Raw genomic sequence first — 16,741 nt, 5'->3', positions numbered from 1 at the left:
TAGGCAGAAACGGCTTTGCGGGTCAGCGTCAGAGACTGGCGCGGCTCGGGGCCGGACTGTTGTGGTTGTACTTTTCTTCATGCGGCGTCGCGGCAAAATGCGCGCGGACCACGTCGAGAATGGCGGCCTGGGTGGTGGGGTCGTCGCTGAGCGGCTCGGCCAGGCAGGCGGTACATGCAGCAATCGGGTCCATTCCACTGAGCATCATGCGCGCGGTATGAATCAGCAGTCGGGTGGACGGGGCTTCTTCCAGGTCATGCGAGCCCATGTGCCGCAGCGCACCGCACAGCTGCACCAGCCGTGTGGCGATGGCGGGGTCGATCCCGCTCTCGCTGACCAGGATCTCGGTCTCGGCACTGGCATCCGGATAGTCGAAGCTCATCGCCACAAAGCGCTGCCGGGTACTGGGTTTCAGACCCTTGAGCAAGTTGCGGTAGCCGGGGTTGTAGGAGACCACCAGCATGAAGTCGGGGTGGGCTTCCAGGCATTCGCCGGTCGCATCCAGCGGCAGGATGCGGCGGTCGTCAGCCAGGGGGTGCAGAACCACGGTGGTGTCCTTGCGCGCCTCGATGATCTCATCCAGGTAGCAGATGGCCCCTTCGCGCACGGCGCGGGTGAGCGGGCCGTCTTGCCAGTAGGTGCCGTTGCTGCCGATCAGGTGGCGGCCGACAAGATCGGCAGTGGTGAGGTCATCGTGGCAGGCGACGGTATACAGCTTGCGCCCCAGCTGATCGGCCATATGCTGCACGAAGCGGGTCTTGCCGCAGCCGGTCGGGCCCTTGATCAGGATCGGCAGGCGATGGCTGGCAGCGTGGGCGAATACGTCGGTTTCGTTGCCATTGGGCCGGTAATACGCAACGTCCGCCGCGGGCTTGGCTGGTGCTGGAATGGAGGTGAGGTTGTTCACGGTGAGGTCCCTGTCAGTATCAGTAACAGGGGTATTGCAAGGCTGATGCCAGTTATCAACACATTGATATTAAAGGGGAAATATAATAAAGGGTGATTTATACCATTATCAGATCAAGGTCTGATCTACCTTTTAGGGTATAAAGTACCTTGCAGGCCCCGGACCGATCGACCAGGCTTGCATGCCTGTCTCAGAGCTCCGGCCGGGTCCAGAGCCAGAGAGCAACACATGCCAGCGTCGCGGTTACAGCCAGCCTGACGGCTAATGCGCTGGGAAAGAACCAGACAATCGTTGCGCTTGAGAGCATCAACAGTGAAGCCAGCCATTTCGCCCGGCGTGGTATTGCCCGACGCTCACGCCAGCTCCTGATCATGTTGCCGTAGCGCGGATGCCCCAGCAGTCTGGCTTCCAGTGCGGGCCAGCCGCGCGATCCGGCCCAGGCGGCGACCAGCAGGAACGGCGTCGTGGGCAGACCGGGCAGCACTATGCCGAGTGCGCCGAGCCCGAGAAAGAGCGAGGCAAGGCAGCGCCAGAGTGCTTGGCGGACCATCAGCTGATGCCCTGGGCTTCCAGTGTAAAGGTGTCGAGCAATTTCTCGACGCTGGGGATGCGGATATGCCTGGCGTGACTCTCGATCAGCCCACGGTCGCGCAGGGTGGCCATGGCCCGCGAGAGGGTTTCAGGCTTGATCGACAGCCGGGCCGCGATCAGCCCCTTGGGTAAAAGCAGGTCTACCTCGGCGCTATCCTTGCGCCGGTCTTTTACCTGGCCCACCAGATACAGTGCAAAGCGCTGGGTGGCATTCTGCAGGGTCAGGTTTTCCAGTTCGTCGAGTCGCTGGTGCAGGCGGATACTCAGGTGCCCCAGCAGATGCAGGCAGGTTTGCGGATTGTCCTGCAGGCAATGCAGCATCAGCCGGTTTGGCAGTGCTGCCAGCCGCACGGGTTCGAGCGCCTCGGCGCATACCGGGTATACCTGCTTCTGCATGAACATCACTGCCTCGGCGAAGGTGTGCCCGGCCTGGATTATTTCAACCACCTTTTCCTTGCCATCTGCGGAGATGCGAAACAGCTTCACCTTGCCCTCGAGAACCAGGAAAAAGCGTTCGGCCGGATCACCCTGACGCAGGATCAGCGCATGCGCGGGATACTCTCGATAGTGAGTCTCGCTCAGCAGGGTATCCTGCGACCTGGCTGGAAGCAGACCGAGCATCGGGTGTTGTAGCAGCTGTGTGCGGTGTTGCGGTGACAGCGTCATGGCAGTGGCCTGTTTTGATGGATGTCAGCCGGGCAGGGCATCCGGACGCGGGCGGTAGAGAATCGCCGCGTAATACCAGACGAACAGCGCGAACGCAGTGGCCCAGCACAGCCCCGCCAGCCAGAAACCGAGTTGAGGCCAGGCCGGCGCAAGCCACACCCGTGCCGGTACCGCCAGGTTGAGCAGGATGAAAGCTGCCGATATCGCCGGTACGGTCTTGAGCGGGCGTCCGGTATGACCCAGGCTAACGCGGGCAATCATGGCCAGGATCATGCCGCTCATGCTACCAATCGCCAGTAGGTGGGTGGCCTGGCTGAAACCGATCAGCCACCCGGCGTTCCACAGTGCCATCGCGTACAGCGCAACAACCAGCCAGGCATAGGCCATGTGCAGCGACCAGAGGAGGGGAACCTGCCATATTCCGGGGTGGTGCCAGAGTAACAGGCGCACCAGGTGACCGGCGCCGAGCAAGGCGAACACCACCCCGAGCCCGATCGACGGCTGCAAGGCAATGCCGCTCAGCATCAGCAGAGCCACGACAATGCTGCCAGCCAGTAGCAGATAGTCCAGCCAGGGTAGCGACGGGGCCGGGCCGGACAGGTCGAGCCCCCGCTGGGTGAAGAACGGAATCACTCGTCCGCCGATGATCCCCACCAACGCGGCGACCAGCCATAGCGCGCCCAGGTTACTCTGACGCTGCAGAGCAAAGTCGCCCGTTGCCAGACCTGTCAGGCTGACCAGGTTGCATAGCGCGAGCAGGCCCAGCACCAGTACGACAGGGTAGTTGCGCTTCTGTCGGGCAATCCACACCGAACGCGCAATGGAGACAGTGACAGCGGGCAGAAACAGAACATCCAGGCTGATGACCAGCCAGACCGGCAGGGGAGTCAGCCAGGCCAGGCGGGCGAACAGCCAGATTGCCGCGAGTGCCACCAGTGGGCTGCCGCTCAGACCGGGTACCCCGGTCCAGTTCTGCACTGCGGTGAGCAGGAACCCGGCGATGACCGCCGCAATGAAGCCGAATAGCATTTCGTGCATGTGCCACGCGAGCCAGCCCCCCGCGGGTTGCCATTCCCCGGTCAGGCCCAGCCATGCGGCTACCCACAGGGGGATTACCAGAGCGGCGAAAACGGCTCCGGCCAGAAAAAAGGGACGAAAGCCGAGCTCGAAGAGAGCTGATCGGCGGGGCTGCTGTGATTTCATCTATTACTCCATTATCCGGTGCATGTTCGCCCTGTGCCGTTCGGACCACAATATGCCAACAGGGGTACCCCGTCTGCCGCCCGAGCCGGTTCTGCCGGTCGGGTAGAATGGGCCACCTACCGGAGAAACCTGCCATGCTTTATCTGTCGCTCAAGACGCTGCACCTGCTGATGGCCATTGCCTTTGTCGGCACCCTGTTCTTTCAGGTATTTATCCTCGTTCCGGTGGCGCGCCAGCTACCCGAAGACCAGCGCGGCAAGATGTCGGTTTTGTTCGGGCAGCAGGCGCGTAGAGTCATTCATTGGGTCGCGTTGCTGCTGTATGGCGCCGGCATCGCGCTGGTCTGGCCGTATCGCCATGCCCTGGCCGATCCCCTGGCCAGCACCTTTACGCTGTTGCTCTCGCTCAAGTTGCTTCTGGCGGTCTTGATGATCGGTCACTACGTGGCGGTGATCGTGCTGCGCAGCAAGGGTCAGATCAGCGAGCGCGGCATGCGGCTGTTGAACGTCAGCTTGCTTGCGCATGCCGTCGTGCTGGTGTTCTGCGCCAAGGCCATGTTTACGCTGTAGCGCAGTAGGGGCTGCCTTCGGGCCGTGGAGAGCCGGCAAACAGGATGTTGTTTTCCAGATGAATATGTTGCATCAGGTCCTGACGCAGCTCCTCCAGTCCACGATACAACGCCTGCCAGGTGTTGCAGGCGCCCTCGGGCGGCGTTAGGTCGTTGGTCAACCGGACAATTTCATCCAGAGCCTGGCCATGCTGGTCATGTTCGAAGCGCATCACGCTGATCGGTCCGCCGACCATGGCCTGGCGACCCTGAAGCAGCAGCGGGAAAAGAATCTGCTCCTCCTTGAGCATATGGCTCTCCATCTCCTGGGCCATATAGGAGAGGTGATCGGCCAGACCGTTTGGGCAGGTCGCACGATCACCGTGCACCTGTTCAACGCGGCGCGCCAGTCTGATCAGCTCGGGTAGCTGCTCGCGGTGGCGGGCATGAAAGCGGGTCAGAATATGCTCCACCAGTTCGGCAGTGGGCGCCTGTTGCCAATCACGCATAGTTGCGTCACCGGGGGCCAGGGCCTCGAGCTGCGCGAGTACGTCTGCAGCGGGAACCCCTTTTTTAGCGGCAGCTTCAGCAAGTGTGTGGTGGCCCTGACAACAGAAATCCAGGCGGTTGGCGTGAAAGACAGCGGTGGCGCCGGGAATATCGCGGGCGAGATCGCCCAGGGGAGTATTCATATAATCTGCAGACATGACGATGGCTCTCCGGTTTCGCGGGTGTGGGATGGTTCTTACCTGTTCATCTTTTCTTACCTGTTCAGGTATTTGCAAAGGCCATGCCATCAAAAATAGTTGATAAATATCAATAATTTAATTTTTTATGGGTATTTTTAACCCATCGCGCGTAAGGTTAATAAAACCCTGAAAGGTGATTGTAACCATGATCGAACCCCTGCTTTTACCGGATCTGGTGGCCGAACTGCCAGCAGCAGTCCGGCTGCAGCGCCTGGTGCAGGTGTTGCGCGAGCATTTTCAGTGCGGCGCAGTGGTCCTGCTGCAACACTCGGATGAGTGCCTGCGGCCGCTGGCTGCCGTGGGCCTGGTTCAGGACGCGCTCGGCCGGCGTTTCCAGACTGCCCGGCATCCGCGTCTGGCCGCGTTGTTGTCCCGTCGCGAGCCCACCTGGTTCGATCCGCAAAGCCCTTTGCCCGATCCCTACGACGGCCTGCTGGATGAGTCCCCCGGGGAGCCGCTGCCGGTACATGACTGCATGGGCGTCAGCCTCTACGTGGAAGGGCGCCTCTGGGGCGCGGTTACCCTTGATGCGCTCAAGGCCGGTACTTTTGATGAGGCGGCGCGTCTCGAATTGCAGAGAATGACGCCGCTGATCGAGACCTGTGTGCGCATTACCCATCTGGAGCAGGACAATCGCGCACTGCGTATGGCGCGCGTGGTGGGCCAGGGCACCCTGGCCGAAGCCAAGGATCACAGCATCATTGGCCACAGCATCCCGATCACCCGGTTGCTGGAGGAACTCTCCGTGGTAGCCGATACCGAGCTGCCGGTATTGCTCAGTGGTGAAACGGGAGTCGGCAAGGAGCTGTTCGCCCGCTGGCTGCACAGCCACTCGGGCCGGGCGGACAAGCCGCTGGTGCTGGTCAACTGCGCCGCGCTGCCTGAATCGCTGGCCGAGAGCGAGCTCTTTGGTCATGTGAAGGGCGCGTTCTCCGGGGCCAGCAGTGACCGCGGCGGACGGTTCGACGCTGCTGATGGCGGCACATTGTTGCTTGACGAGATTGGTGAGCTGCCGCTGACGGTGCAGGCCAAGCTGCTGCGTACATTGCAGAACGGCGAGATTCAGCGCCTCGGTGCCGACCAACCGCTGCGCGTGGATGTGCGCATCATCGCGGCCACTAATCGCAACCTGGCAGACCGGGTGGCCAGCGGCGATTTTCGTGCTGATCTCTACCACCGTCTTTCTGTTTATCCGGTGATGATCCCGGCACTACGCGAACGCGGGAGCGACATATTGCTGCTGGCGGGACACTTCATTGAGCTCAATCGCGCGCGGCTCGGTTTGCGTGGTTTGCGCTTGTCCGCAGCGGCGGAACAGGTGCTGCTGGGCTATTTCTGGCCGGGCAATGTGCGCGAGCTGGAGCACGTGATCAGCCGTGCTGCGATCAAGGCCCTGGGCGTCAACGGCTCGCGCCAGGCAATTCTGACCCTCGAGCCGGGGCATCTGGATATACAGATGGGCAGCACGCCACCCGCGGCAGATACCAGCCCGCAGCAGACAGCGGCAAGCGGTCCGGTCGTGCCGCTCAAGCAATCCGTTGACGCCTGCCAGCGCGAGCAGATACGTCTTGCCCTGGCACAGACGGGCGACAGTTGGGCCGCCGCTGCGCGGTTGCTCGACCTGGATGCAAGTAACCTGCACAAGCTGGCCAGAAGGCTCGGAATGAAAGCCTGATCCGGGAGTTGAGCAAAAATTGACCTGTATCAAAGTGGACAGTTCGAACTGGGTTTAGCCTGCATTGCATCGAAGATACAACTGCGGAGTCTATCCATGTTCAATCCTATCTGCTGGAACGCGGACCTGATTCGCCGTTATGACAACGCCGGTCCGCGTTATACTTCCTATCCAACTGCAGTCCAGTTTCACGACGGTATCGAGCCGTCCGATCTCACTGGCGCACTCGAACTCAGTCGGCAGGAGCAGCGACCGCTGTCCCTGTATGTGCATATCCCGTTCTGCGCCAACATCTGCTACTACTGCGCCTGCAACAAGGTCATCACCAAGGATCGCAGTCGTGCCGAGCCCTATCTGCAAAGCCTGTTTCGCGAGATAGAAATAGTCAGTCAGCATGTGGATGCCGATCAGCAGGTTCAGCAACTGCATTTCGGTGGCGGTACCCCGACCTTTCTGGCCCATGATCAGTTGCGTAGGTTGATGGACAAGCTGCGCGCGCATTTCAATCTGCGTGATGACGATGTAGGCGACTACAGTATCGAAATCGATCCCCGTGAAGCCGACTGGGCCACCATGGGTTTATTGCGCGAAATTGGCTTCAACCGGGTCAGTTTCGGTGTTCAGGACCTGGACGAGGACGTACAGCGTGCGGTCAACCGCCTGCAGACGCCGGAACAGACCTTGACGGTGATGGAGGCCGCACGGGCGCTGCAGTATCGGTCGATCAATATTGACCTGATCTACGGTCTGCCAAAACAGACGGCGCAAGGGTTTGCCAAAACGGTGGATGCCATTATCGCGATGAAGCCTGATCGCTTGTCGGTATTTAATTATGCGCACCTGCCTGAACGTTTTCTGCCGCAGCGGCGTATTCAGGCAGAGGACCTGCCGAGCCCGCAGGACAAGCTGGCCATGCTGGAAAACACCATCAACCAACTGGTGGGTGCGGGCTACCGCTATATCGGCATGGACCACTTCGCGTTGCCCGATGACAGCCTGAGCAATGCCCAGGAAAGTGGAGAGTTGCAGCGCAACTTCCAGGGCTATACCACTCACGGTCATTGTGACCTGATCGGACTCGGGGTGTCCTCGATCAGCCAGGTCGGCGATCTGTTCAGCCAGAACAGCAGCGATATCAAGGTTTATCAGCACACGCTCGACAGTGGCAAGCTGGCCACACGCCGTGGGCTGGAATGTCACGCCGATGACCGTTTGCGCCGCGCCGTGATCGGGCAACTGATCTGTCATTTCGCGCTGGATTTTGCTGATATCGAAGAGCGCTTCGACATCGTTTTCCGCGATTACTTCGCCGACTGCTGGCCGGTATTGCAGCAGATGAGCCGCGACGGTCTGCTTCAGCTCACCGAGCGCGGCATCCGTATCCTGGCGGCGGGGCGTTTGCTGGTCAGATCGGTGTGCATGGTATTCGATGCCTATCAGGCGGTGGACAACAACCAGCGCTACTCGCGGATTATCTGACAAGACAATGCTGGCCAGCCTGCAAGCACCAACTGCTATGCTCAGGTCTCCAACAATCACAGAGGTCTGAGCCATGCAAGGCAGTTGTCTGTGCGGTTCCATCGTTTATCAGGTCGACAGCCTGGATACCCCGATACGCCATTGTTCTTGCAATACGTGCCGCAAGGCCCACGCGGCTGCGTTCAATACCGGCTGTGGCGTGAAGAAAGAACATTTTCGCTGGCTGCAAGGCGAGAACATGCTGGCGCATTACGAATCCTCACCAGGCAAGATGCGGTATTTCTGCAGTCGCTGCGGTTCCCAGCTGGTGGCCGAGAAAGCGGGTATACCCTATGTGGTGTTGCGCGTCGCGACGCTGGATGAGGATCCGGGAAAGCGGCCTTCGGCGCATATCTGGACCAGTCACGAAGTGCCCTGGCTGGCGTATGGCGAAGCATTGCAGCGTTGCGAGGAATGGCCGCCGGGCTATCCGGGCTGAGAGCCGGTCAGCTTGCGGTCCGTTGCGCCAACCAGATCGTATGCCTTGTGCCGCGGTTGCCGTGGGCATAGACCTTGACCTCTTCGGCGTTGAAACCGGCCTTGCGCAGGTCGTTGGTAAAGCGCTGATCGGCGCTGGCCGACCACACCGCGAGTATGCCATCTGCGCGAAGAGCCCGGCCGCAACTACGCAGGCCCGCCACGCTGTAGAGCCAGCTATTGGCCGACTGGGTGAGACCTTCGGGGCCGTTGTCGATGTCGAGCATGATTGCGTCTAAGCCTCCGGCCTCGCTTTTCAGCAGTTCTGCTACATCGGCGTTGACCACTTGCGTACGCGGATCCTGTAGCGGGTTGCCCGCCTTCTCGCCCAGGGGGCCGCGGTTCCATTCAATGACACCTGGCAGCAGCTCAGCGACTATCACCTCGGCGTGGGGGCCCAGATTTTCTAGCGCCGCGGCCAGCGTAAACCCCATGCCCAGGCCGCCGATCAGCACTCGCGGCCCGGGCCGCGAAGCAACACGCTGGCAGGGTATCCGCCCCAGCGCATCCTCGGAGCCATGGGTCCGGGTATTCATCAATTGCCCGCCCTTGCCACCCTCAAGCTTGATGACAAAGTCCTCTCCGTATTCGAACAGGCACAGGGCGCCGCCATCGGGCAGGGGGGTGGTATCAAGCAGGACGTAACGTTTCATCGGCTATCCGCAGCAGTGGCAACGGCGGGCAGCATACCGGCATGTCCAGCGTGCTGCCAGCCCGCTCAGCGCAACCGCACGCCGCTCATCTCCGGCAGCTTGTGAGCAATACCCTTGTGGCAGTCAATGCAGGTGCCGTCTGCTACCAGGGCGGTGGAGTGGGCCTGTTTGGCCCGCGCGCTTTGCAAGGTGAAATCCATCGAGTCGAACTGATGGCAGTTGCGGCACTCCAGGGAGTCGTTGGCCTTCAGTCGTCGCCACTCGCGCTCGGCCATTGTCCGCCGTTTGGCCTCGAACTTTTCCGGTGTATCGATGGTGTTGAACAGCCAGCCCCAGACCTCCTTGGAGGCCTCCATCTTGCGGGCGATCTTGTGGGTCCACTCATGTGGGACGTGGCAGTCCGAACATACTGCGCGCACGCCGGAGCGGTTGGTGTAGTGAATGGTGTCCTTCAGTTCCTGATAGGGGTGTGAGTACATTTCGTGGCAGCCAATACAGAACTGTTCTGTGTTGGTCGCCTCTAGGGCGGTATTGAAACCACCCCAGAAAATGATGCCGGCAATGAATCCACCCAGAGTCAGAAATCCCAGACTGAAGTGCACGCTGGGTCGACGCAGCACATTCCAGTAACGGGCCAGCCAGCGCTTCATTGGCTTGCTCCGTAAGCCTGGCGGGCGGTCTCTCTCTCGATTACCGCCTCGATCGGCATGAAATCGGAATCGACCAGCGGCTCTGCATCGGTCTGCGGCACGTGGCACTGGGTGCAGAAATACCGCCCAGGCGTGACCTCCGCGCTGGTCTGGCCGGTGCGATCGGTGTAGTGCGTCACGCTGACCATGGGCGCACCGACGTCGGGCGCCACATTGCGGTTGTGACAGGTCAGGCACTGGTTGTAGCGCAAATCCATCTGGTAACCGCGAATGCTGTGGGGAATCACCGGCGGTTGCTCCGGATAGTTGCGAACATCACGTCCGCTATCCTTGGGCACGCCTGCGATGGGTGGCGCAGAAGGGGTTTCATACAGGGTCCCGCCGGGGCGCAGGCCGTCGGGGTGCCTGTGGCTAAGCCAGACGACGAATCCGTAGGAGCCGACAATGGCCACAGCCATAATCGGAAACAGGAAAGCCACAAGAAAAATGAATACGCGCCTCTCGTCACGCTTGCGCTGGGGATCCGGTGGAGTCGGAGAATCCTCGGTCATGCACATACCTCCTGAGCCTTTTGCCACCATAGTGCAGATGTCTGTTCCAAAATTTTGGCGGCAGCTTCTGTTGATCTGGATTAATTTTCCGCTCTGATGTGATTTTTGCCCCGTCCTCCAACAACTCCCTCGGCCGCACTGTCGAATTCCGGGTGATAACGGTAGATTTTCACGCGCTTGGTCATGCTCCGTCCTGATCAGATGGTCCGCCGTATGGTGCAGCGGTCTTAGTTCTAGGAGTACGGAAACGCTGACCGGTTCGACAAGAATGATCAGGTGAGCAGTTGCTTGAATTCTGCTGGCGAGCATCCGGTCCAGCGGCGGAAGGAACGGCGGAAATTGGCCTGATCATTGAAGTTCAGACAGGTCGCAACCTGGTCTGGGGGCAGGGCGGTACTGCTCAATGCCCGCGGCACAGCCTACCAGCTGGAGGCCACGCCGATGGACCGTCCCGAGTGGGTGGCAGTGCATCCCCAGACGAGGGAGGTATATGTCACGCTGACCAACAACAGCGACCGCGGAAGTGTGCATCCGGTAGATGCCGCCAATCCGCGGCCGGACAACCTGCACGGCCAGATCCTGCGATGGAACGAGACCGGCGCTGATCCCGCGGCCACCACCTTTGCCTGGGACATCTTCCTGCTGGCCGGGGACGCGCCCGGCGCCCTGGACGCAGCAGGCAATGTGGTGCCATCGAACCTCACCGGAACAATCAATGGTGACATCTTCTCATCGCCTGACGGGCTGGCTTTCGATGGCGCCGGACGACTCTGGATCCAGACCGACTCCGATGAAACCGCCGCCCATACCAGCAACACCGGATGCAACCAGCTGCTCTGCGCCGACCCAACCACCCGCGAAGTAAGGCGTTTTCTGGTCGGCCCCTGGGGGGCGGAGATGACCGGCATCACCTGGACACCTGGCTATCGTTCCATGTGGGTCAACGTCCAGCACCCGGGCATCAGTTACCCGGCCAGCGACGGGGAATCGCGGCCGCGCTCGACCACAGTGCTGGTTACGCGCGATGACGGGGGGGTGGGGGCTTGAAGCGCAAAAAGTGGAGCGGGTGAAGGGAATCGAACCCTCGTCGTAAGCTTGGGAAGCTTCTGCTCTACCATTGAGCTACACCCGCGTGCTGCGCATTCTAAGCAGTTGCCGGTTATTCGGCAAACAACTTCAGTGGTTATTTCTGTCTGCTCGCTATCGCCATCATGCGCCGGTAGCTGTCCTTGCGCGCCTCCTGATCGAACATTGAGGTGCTGACGATCAGTTCGTTGGCGCCAGTGCGTTCCAGCAGGTCGTCCAGCTGCTGGCTGACGGCGTCCTCGTCGCCGATCAGGGTGCCTGCCAGCGTAGAGAGCACACTGTGCTTTTCGTGGGGCTGCCACAGCGCTTCCATGTCCTCGACCGGCGGTGGCAGCGGGCCGGGGCGGCCGCGGATCAGGTTGAGAAAGGCCTGTTGGTGAGAGGTGGCGAGCATGGCTGCCTGCTCCCGGCTCTCTGCCACATAGGCATTGATACCGAGCATCACATGGGGCTGCTGCAGGGCCTCCGAGGGCTGGAAATGCTCTCGATAGGTACGCAGCGCGCTGAACATGAAGTCCGGCGAGAACTGACCGGCGAAGGCGAAGGGCAAGCCGAGCTGGGCGGAGAGCTGAGCGCTGAATGTGCTGGAGCCCAGCAGCCAGATGGGTACATTCAGGCCGGCTCCGGGAACAGCGCGCAGGCGCTGGCCGGGCTTGGGCTCGGCGAACAGGCGGCGCAACTCATCCAGCATTTGCGGAAAGTCCGAGCCGTCGCCGCGGCCATGACGCAGTGCCTGCGCCGTTGCCTGGTCGGTGCCCGGCGCGCGGCCCAGCCCGAGATCGATGCGGTCCGGATACAGTGATTCCAGCGTGCCGAACTGCTCGGCAATTTGTAACGGCGCGTGATTGGGCAGCATGATGCCGCCCGAGCCGATGCGGATGCTCGTGGTGCCAGCGGCCAGGTAACCCATGACCACCGACGTTGCGGCGCTGGCGATGCCGGTCATGTTGTGATGCTCGGCAACCCAGTACCGCCGGTATCCGAGGCCTTCGACGTGCTGGGCCAGGGCGCGTGCATTGGCCAGTGCCTGGGCGGGTGTCGCTCCCTCGGGCACCGGGCACAAATCCAGTACTGACAAGGGAATGGCTTGGTTAGACATAGTTACTCCTGCACAGGAACAAGTAATGGCAGTATGCTAACGTCTATCAAGGTCGGCGCATACCGGGACGCTTTAACTGAATCCACGGCCAAGTATTCCGATGATCCGCCTGCCAGGGAGAATTGCCATGCAAAACCTGCGTTATCCGGCTATGGCCGTGGCTATCCTGATGAGCCTGACCAGCGTGTTCGCAACCGCGGCGACGTTGCCGGTGCTTGATCAGCAGAATAATCCGCTCCAGGATGCGGTGATCCTGGTCGAAAATGTCGCTCAGCGCCCACCCCTGTCCAGTTCGATGGAGCAGGTCGACCGCCAGTTCCAGCCACGTGTGCTGGTGGTGCCAGCGGGTACCCGGGTTGGCTTTCCCAACAACGACGATGTCCGTCATCACGTCTATTCGTTTTCTCAAACCAAACGTTTCGAACTGCGCCTGTTCCAGGGCTCCGAAGCACCGCCGGTGGTTTTCGAGCAAGCAGGTCCGGTGGTGCTGGGCTGCAACATTCATGATGCGATGATCGGCTATATTCTGGTTACCGACAGCCCCTGGTACGCGATAACAGGTACCGATGGCGCCCTTGATCTGAACCATTTGCCTGCGGGTGCGCGGGCTGTTTCCTGGTGGCACCCCAGTCTTGGCGACAAACCAGCAGTCAGCCTAGGCACTATGGACCTGCACACCCGGGATAATCTGGTTCTGGTGGTGGAATCAGTAGCCGGGACGGGTGCAGACAAGCCTCTTTCGCCTCTGCAGATGCGTTTCAACAAGGCGGCCGGAAAAGATGCGGATTGAGCGTCTGCGCACTCGCCTGATTCTGTTGCTGGTAGGCCTGCTGGCACTGGCGCTGGGCGCGGTTTTTGTCGCGGTGTACAGCGCCACCGACAGTTCAGCCGAGCGTCAGGCGCGGCAACAGTTGCAGGTGGGTGCCAACGTTTTCAGCCGTTTGCTCGAGCTGCGCGCCCAGGAGCTTGCGGGCGCTACAGAAGTGCTCGCAGCTGACTTCGGTTTTCGCGAAGCGGTGGCTTCGGGCGATTTGCCAACCATACGCTCCGCCCTGTTGAACCAGGCCCGCCGTATCGGCGCGGACGAGGCACTGTTTTTTGACGCGCAGGGCGACATCCAGGTATCCAGCCGCAAGGCAGATGGCCGCGCGCAGGTGAAGCTCCGTGCTTTGCAGCCGCTGGGTTCAAACTCTCTGGTGGCAGTGATAGACGATCAACCCTTTTTGCTGGTTGATGCTGTGGTGATGGCTCCACTGGCGGTGGGCCAGGTGGCTATGGCGTTCCGGCTGAACCAGGCGCTGGCCGAGGAGATGCGGCGCCTCACCGGGCTGGAGGTCAGCTTCGTTACCAGCCAGGCCGGCAACACGTTGGAGCGCGTCGGCACCTTGGGGATGGGCGGCGGCGACGGCCTTGAAGCGCCGGCATCGGCGCTGGTTGATGTCACCGGGGAGGTGTTTCTCGCCACCCGGATAACCTTGCTGGAACAACAGGAATACAGCATCAGGGCCCAGCTGCTTAGCCCGCTGGAAGACGCTCTGGCGATATTCGATCCGCTCAAGCGTGAGCTGCTGTTGATTACCCTGATTGCGCTGGGGCTCTCGTCGCTGGGGGCCTGGGTGATGGCCGGCAGCCTGTCGCGGCCGGTGAGCATGCTTGCCGAGGCAGCGCGGCGCATCGGTCAAGGCGACTACGCGAGCGCGGTGACCCTCAATCGCCGGGATGAGCTCGGGCGGCTCGCCTTGAGCATCGATACCATGCGCGAGGATATCGCAGAACGCGAGCGGCAGATCGCGCACAATGCCTTTCACGATCCATTGACCGGGCTGGGTAATCTGGTCAAAACCCGGGAGCAACTGAGCGATTCGGTTACTGCCGGCCGTTCGGGTGCGCTGGTGGCGTTCTATCTGGCCGCGGAAGAGGATCTGATCAAGGCGCGTGGCCAGACATTCTATTCGCGCACAATTGCTGCCTCGGCGGAACGCATACGCGCGAAGGTGCCGGCCAACTCGATGCTTGCCTATCATCCGGGACAGGGTTTTCTGCTGGTGCTCAACAATATGCAGACCGATCAGGCGGTCATTGCCACCGATGGTCTGATCACCATTCTTTCGCAGAGAATGGAAATCGACGGCATCAAGCTCAATCTCGAATGGCTTGCTGGCGTGGTCGGCTGGCCGCAGCACAGTGACGATCCGGACGAGCTGTTGCGTCAGGTGGCCATGGCCGCAGCGGATGCCCACCCCGGCCCGGAGCGCATTTCGGTGTACCAGGCAACGCGCGATCAGGCTTACATGCGCCGTCTGCGTCTGATCCGCGACATTCATTTTGCCGCGCAGATGCGCGAGCTCTCGGTTGTCTACCAGCCCAAGCTCGACCTGGCCCGCGGCGAGGTGAGGCAAGTCGAAGCCTTGATGCGGTGGCAGCATTCAGAACTCGGTTTCATAGGCCCTGACGAGTTCATCCTGCTTGCCGAGCAGACCGGTAGCATTCATAAGCTCACCCAGTGGATTCTGACAGCCATTGCTTCACAGATGCGGACATGGGAAGACCAGGGTCTGGATTTGCAGGTGGCGATGAATATCTCCGCGCTGGATCTGGATGATGAGCGCTTTCCCGATCAGGTTGCAGGGGTGCTGCATACCTACGGCATCAGCCCGCCAATGCTGGCCTTCGAGGTCACCGAGAGCGCCCTGATGATAAATCCGGACCGCAGCCTGCGCAGTCTGCACCGCCTGCGCGACATGGGGATTAGCCTGGCGGTCGACGATTATGGGACCGGTTATTCGTCCCTGGCGATGCTCAAGAGCCTGCCGGTACAGGACCTGAAGATCGACAAGTCGTTCGTACTGAACCTGGCGGAGGGCAGCGAAGACGCGGTTATTGTCAGGTCCACCATCGAGCTGGCGCACAACATGGGGCTCAGGGTGGTTGCCGAGGGAGTGGAGACCGCAACCAGCCTCGAGTGGCTGCGGGCGCTTGGCTGCGATACTGCCCAGGGCTACTTCATCAGTAGGCCGGTTGCCGCCCCTGATCTGGAAACCTGGTTGCAGGCCAACCGCTATACCTGGAAACCGAAGGAACATTCATGAGGAAGGCGATAGTTGCAGCCCTGCTGAGCTGTATGCCTGTGTTGGCCGGCGCAGACCCCGGCGGGCGTCTGCTCGCGACCGGCGGCGCCAGCATGATCGAGGGCGCGGCCGGCGGTGGCATCGTGCCCTGGGCAGTGATGTCCGGCTACGGCACCCGCGAGCAATGGGGTGGGGCGGTGTTTGCCACCCGCGTCGACACCGGGGAATATCGGCTCGACACGGCCGGTGCGGGTTTCAGTTACGCCAATCGGGTGGAGCTCTCCTTTGCCCGCCAGCGCCTGGACATCGATACGCTTGCCAAGGCTGCCGGACTGCCGGAGCGCAGCCTCAATCAGTATGTACTGGGCGCCAAGGTCAGGCTGTTCGGCGACCTGATTTACGACCGGTTGCCACAGGTGGCATTGGGGCTGCAGTACAAGCGCCAGACCAATTTCTTCATACCGCAGGCTGTAGGCGCACAGCGCGACTCCGACACCGAGGCCTATCTGGCCGCCAGCCGTCTGCTCCTTGGCGGCGCCTTCGGCTATAACCTGCTGCTCAATGGCACGCTGCGCTATAGTCGCGCCAATGAGACGGGACTGCTCGGCTTTGGGGGAGACCGGCGGGACAACCGCAGTCTGCTCAAGGAAGGGAGCGTGGCAGTATTGCTCAATCCGCATTGGATCGTTGGTGTGGAATACCGGGAGAAGCCCGACAACTTGTCCTTTGCCGGCGAGAGCGACTGGCAGGACCTGTTTATTGGTTACTTTCCCTCCAAAAACGTCTCGGTAGTCGCCGCCTGGGCTGATCTGGGTGAAATCGCCACGCTGGAAGACCAGGCTGGTCTGTATCTCTCCCTGCAACTGAGTTATTGAGGTTTATATGCGTTTCATCATCGTGCTCATTGCTGCATTCTCCCTGGTCGGCTGTGCGGCCCCGTCTGCCAGCCCTCCGGCCGACGACGACCTTTATCAGGCGTTGGGCGGCAAGCCCGGCATTGGACGGATTGTCGAGGGGCTGCTCATCAACATTGCCGACGACGAACGCATAGTCGCTCATTTCATCGATGCCGATATCGACCGCCTTTATGCAAAGCTGGTCGAGCAGATATGCGTTGAAAGTGGTGGCCCCTGCAAATACACCGGCGACAGCATGGAAGACAGCCATGCGGGAATGGATATCACCGAAGGCGACTTCAATGCGCTGGTTGAAGACCTGATTGTCGCGATGAATGCTGAACGAGTGCCTGTCACCGCCCAGAACCGGCTGCTGCAGCGGCTGGCGCCGATGCGCGAATCGAT

The 16,741-nt window shown here is 61.0% G+C and carries 18 protein-coding genes, 1 tRNA gene and 1 pseudogene; 9 read left to right on the top strand and 11 right to left on the bottom strand.

Annotated features, from left to right (window positions below; translation table 11 throughout):
* Positions 1 to 28: 28 nt before the first annotated feature.
* The 4 genes from ABYA88_RS08905 to ABYA88_RS08890 all read right to left on the bottom strand — a co-directional run bounded on the left by ABYA88_RS08905 (position 29) and on the right by ABYA88_RS08890 (position 3,367).
* On the bottom strand, positions 29 to 907 hold the full coding sequence (locus tag ABYA88_RS08905) for a CbbQ/NirQ/NorQ/GpvN family protein (protein ID WP_373186758.1): 879 nt from the start codon (positions 905 to 907) through the stop codon (positions 29 to 31).
* Between the two features lie 190 nt (positions 908 to 1,097).
* A complete protein-coding gene (locus ABYA88_RS08900) occupies positions 1,098 to 1,457 on the bottom strand; it encodes a YbaN family protein (RefSeq protein WP_373186757.1) in 360 nt (119 codons plus the stop codon).
* Positions 1,457 to 2,164, bottom strand: coding sequence for a Crp/Fnr family transcriptional regulator (locus ABYA88_RS08895; RefSeq protein ID WP_373186755.1), 708 nt, complete (start codon positions 2,162 to 2,164; stop codon positions 1,457 to 1,459). The genes ABYA88_RS08900 and ABYA88_RS08895 overlap by 1 nt, the downstream gene beginning before the upstream one ends.
* Before the next feature lie 24 nt (positions 2,165 to 2,188).
* Complete coding sequence (locus tag ABYA88_RS08890; RefSeq protein WP_373186753.1) at positions 2,189 to 3,367, bottom strand: NnrS family protein; 1,179 nt, start codon at positions 3,365 to 3,367, stop codon at positions 2,189 to 2,191.
* 134 nt (positions 3,368 to 3,501) lie between these two features.
* Between ABYA88_RS08890 and ABYA88_RS08885 the strand changes: the two genes are divergently transcribed.
* The gene (locus ABYA88_RS08885; RefSeq protein WP_373186752.1) at positions 3,502 to 3,936 is read left to right on the top strand and encodes a hypothetical protein; all 435 of its coding nucleotides are present in this window, start codon (positions 3,502 to 3,504) and stop codon (positions 3,934 to 3,936) included.
* On the opposite strand, the gene ytfE is transcribed toward ABYA88_RS08885, so the two are convergent.
* Positions 3,926 to 4,621 (bottom strand): iron-sulfur cluster repair protein YtfE, encoded by a 696-nt coding sequence (gene ytfE / locus ABYA88_RS08880; protein WP_373186750.1) that lies wholly within the window; start codon positions 4,619 to 4,621, stop codon positions 3,926 to 3,928. The two genes, ABYA88_RS08885 and ytfE, sit on opposite strands and share 11 nt — an antisense overlap.
* Before the next feature lie 187 nt (positions 4,622 to 4,808).
* Here ytfE and norR point away from each other — a divergent pair, with 187 nt between their 5' ends.
* The 3 genes from norR (at position 4,809) to ABYA88_RS08865 (ending at position 8,295) form a co-directional block, all read left to right on the top strand.
* Entirely contained in the window at positions 4,809 to 6,338 is a 1,530-nt protein-coding gene (norR, locus tag ABYA88_RS08875; RefSeq protein WP_373186749.1) for a nitric oxide reductase transcriptional regulator NorR, read from the top strand.
* A gap of 96 nt (positions 6,339 to 6,434) precedes the next feature.
* Positions 6,435 to 7,817, top strand: a complete 1,383-nt coding sequence (gene hemN, locus ABYA88_RS08870; RefSeq protein ID WP_373186748.1) for an oxygen-independent coproporphyrinogen III oxidase — start codon at positions 6,435 to 6,437, stop codon at positions 7,815 to 7,817.
* A 73-nt stretch (positions 7,818 to 7,890) separates the two neighbouring features.
* Entirely contained in the window at positions 7,891 to 8,295 is a 405-nt protein-coding gene (locus ABYA88_RS08865) for a GFA family protein (RefSeq protein ID WP_373186747.1), read from the top strand.
* 7 nt (positions 8,296 to 8,302) lie between these two features.
* On the opposite strand, the gene ABYA88_RS08860 is transcribed toward ABYA88_RS08865, so the two are convergent.
* The 4 genes from ABYA88_RS08860 to ABYA88_RS08845 all read right to left on the bottom strand — a co-directional run bounded on the left by ABYA88_RS08860 (position 8,303) and on the right by ABYA88_RS08845 (position 10,603).
* Positions 8,303 to 8,986, bottom strand: a complete 684-nt coding sequence (locus tag ABYA88_RS08860; protein ID WP_373186746.1) for a spermidine synthase — start codon at positions 8,984 to 8,986, stop codon at positions 8,303 to 8,305.
* Between the two features lie 65 nt (positions 8,987 to 9,051).
* Positions 9,052 to 9,636, bottom strand: coding sequence for a NapC/NirT family cytochrome c (locus ABYA88_RS08855; protein WP_373186745.1), 585 nt, complete (start codon positions 9,634 to 9,636; stop codon positions 9,052 to 9,054).
* Positions 9,633 to 10,187: a nitrate reductase cytochrome c-type subunit gene (locus tag ABYA88_RS08850; RefSeq protein ID WP_373186744.1), complete on the bottom strand. Its 555-nt coding sequence runs from the start codon at positions 10,185 to 10,187 to the stop codon at positions 9,633 to 9,635. The genes ABYA88_RS08855 and ABYA88_RS08850 overlap by 4 nt, the downstream gene beginning before the upstream one ends.
* A gap of 272 nt (positions 10,188 to 10,459) precedes the next feature.
* On the bottom strand, positions 10,460 to 10,603 hold the full coding sequence (locus ABYA88_RS08845) for a helix-turn-helix domain-containing protein (protein ID WP_373186743.1): 144 nt from the start codon (positions 10,601 to 10,603) through the stop codon (positions 10,460 to 10,462).
* On the opposite strand from ABYA88_RS08845, the pseudogene ABYA88_RS08840 reads away from it, so the two are divergent.
* Positions 10,569 to 11,234 (top strand): annotated as a pseudogene (locus ABYA88_RS08840) (PhoX family phosphatase); the annotation flags it as partial. The gene ABYA88_RS08845 and the pseudogene ABYA88_RS08840 overlap by 35 nt on opposite strands.
* Positions 11,235 to 11,245: 11 nt before the next feature.
* Here the strand turns inward: ABYA88_RS08840 and ABYA88_RS08835 are convergent.
* Positions 11,246 to 11,319 (bottom strand) — tRNA-Gly (locus ABYA88_RS08835).
* A 51-nt stretch (positions 11,320 to 11,370) separates the two neighbouring features.
* Positions 11,371 to 12,372, bottom strand: coding sequence for an LLM class flavin-dependent oxidoreductase (locus tag ABYA88_RS08830; protein WP_373186741.1), 1,002 nt, complete (start codon positions 12,370 to 12,372; stop codon positions 11,371 to 11,373).
* 127 nt (positions 12,373 to 12,499) lie between these two features.
* Here ABYA88_RS08830 and ABYA88_RS08825 point away from each other — a divergent pair, with 127 nt between their 5' ends.
* The 4 genes from ABYA88_RS08825 to ABYA88_RS08810 all read left to right on the top strand — a co-directional run.
* Positions 12,500 to 13,162, top strand: coding sequence for a methylamine utilization protein (locus tag ABYA88_RS08825; RefSeq protein ID WP_373186740.1), 663 nt, complete (start codon positions 12,500 to 12,502; stop codon positions 13,160 to 13,162).
* Entirely contained in the window at positions 13,152 to 15,461 is a 2,310-nt protein-coding gene (locus tag ABYA88_RS08820; protein WP_373186738.1) for a putative bifunctional diguanylate cyclase/phosphodiesterase, read from the top strand. Before ABYA88_RS08825 ends, ABYA88_RS08820 begins: the two co-directional genes overlap by 11 nt.
* Positions 15,462 to 15,493: 32 nt before the next feature.
* Positions 15,494 to 16,315: a DUF3034 family protein gene (locus tag ABYA88_RS08815; protein ID WP_373186776.1), complete on the top strand. Its 822-nt coding sequence runs from the start codon at positions 15,494 to 15,496 to the stop codon at positions 16,313 to 16,315.
* A 7-nt stretch (positions 16,316 to 16,322) separates the two neighbouring features.
* The coding region (locus ABYA88_RS08810) for a group 1 truncated hemoglobin (RefSeq protein ID WP_373186736.1) at positions 16,323 to 16,741 on the top strand (419 nt) is incomplete at its 3' end.

The organism is Halopseudomonas sp. (assembly GCF_041579695.1).
Classification (GTDB): domain Bacteria; phylum Pseudomonadota; class Gammaproteobacteria; order Pseudomonadales; family Pseudomonadaceae; genus Halopseudomonas.
The sequence above is the reverse complement of the archived record's forward strand: the minus strand, read 5'-3'. Positions and strand labels throughout refer to the sequence as shown.

Coding starts and splice junctions, on each gene's coding strand:
- ABYA88_RS08900 (WP_373186757.1), bottom strand. CDS start 1,457: ATGGTCCGCCAAGCACTCTGGCGCTGCCTTGCCTCGCTCTTTCTCGGG.
- ABYA88_RS08895 (WP_373186755.1), bottom strand. CDS start 2,164: ATGACGCTGTCACCGCAACACCGCACACAGCTGCTACAACACCCGATG.
- ABYA88_RS08890 (WP_373186753.1), bottom strand. CDS start 3,367: ATGAAATCACAGCAGCCCCGCCGATCAGCTCTCTTCGAGCTCGGCTTT.
- ABYA88_RS08885 (WP_373186752.1), top strand. CDS start 3,502: ATGCTTTATCTGTCGCTCAAGACGCTGCACCTGCTGATGGCCATTGCC.
- ytfE (WP_373186750.1), bottom strand. CDS start 4,621: ATGTCTGCAGATTATATGAATACTCCCCTGGGCGATCTCGCCCGCGAT.
- norR (WP_373186749.1), top strand. CDS start 4,809: ATGATCGAACCCCTGCTTTTACCGGATCTGGTGGCCGAACTGCCAGCA.
- hemN (WP_373186748.1), top strand. CDS start 6,435: ATGTTCAATCCTATCTGCTGGAACGCGGACCTGATTCGCCGTTATGAC.
- ABYA88_RS08865 (WP_373186747.1), top strand. CDS start 7,891: ATGCAAGGCAGTTGTCTGTGCGGTTCCATCGTTTATCAGGTCGACAGC.
- ABYA88_RS08860 (WP_373186746.1), bottom strand. CDS start 8,986: ATGAAACGTTACGTCCTGCTTGATACCACCCCCCTGCCCGATGGCGGC.
- ABYA88_RS08855 (WP_373186745.1), bottom strand. CDS start 9,636: ATGAAGCGCTGGCTGGCCCGTTACTGGAATGTGCTGCGTCGACCCAGC.
- ABYA88_RS08850 (WP_373186744.1), bottom strand. CDS start 10,187: ATGACCGAGGATTCTCCGACTCCACCGGATCCCCAGCGCAAGCGTGAC.
- ABYA88_RS08830 (WP_373186741.1), bottom strand. CDS start 12,372: ATGTCTAACCAAGCCATTCCCTTGTCAGTACTGGATTTGTGCCCGGTG.
- ABYA88_RS08825 (WP_373186740.1), top strand. CDS start 12,500: ATGCAAAACCTGCGTTATCCGGCTATGGCCGTGGCTATCCTGATGAGC.
- ABYA88_RS08820 (WP_373186738.1), top strand. CDS start 13,152: ATGCGGATTGAGCGTCTGCGCACTCGCCTGATTCTGTTGCTGGTAGGC.
- ABYA88_RS08815 (WP_373186776.1), top strand. CDS start 15,494: ATGCCTGTGTTGGCCGGCGCAGACCCCGGCGGGCGTCTGCTCGCGACC.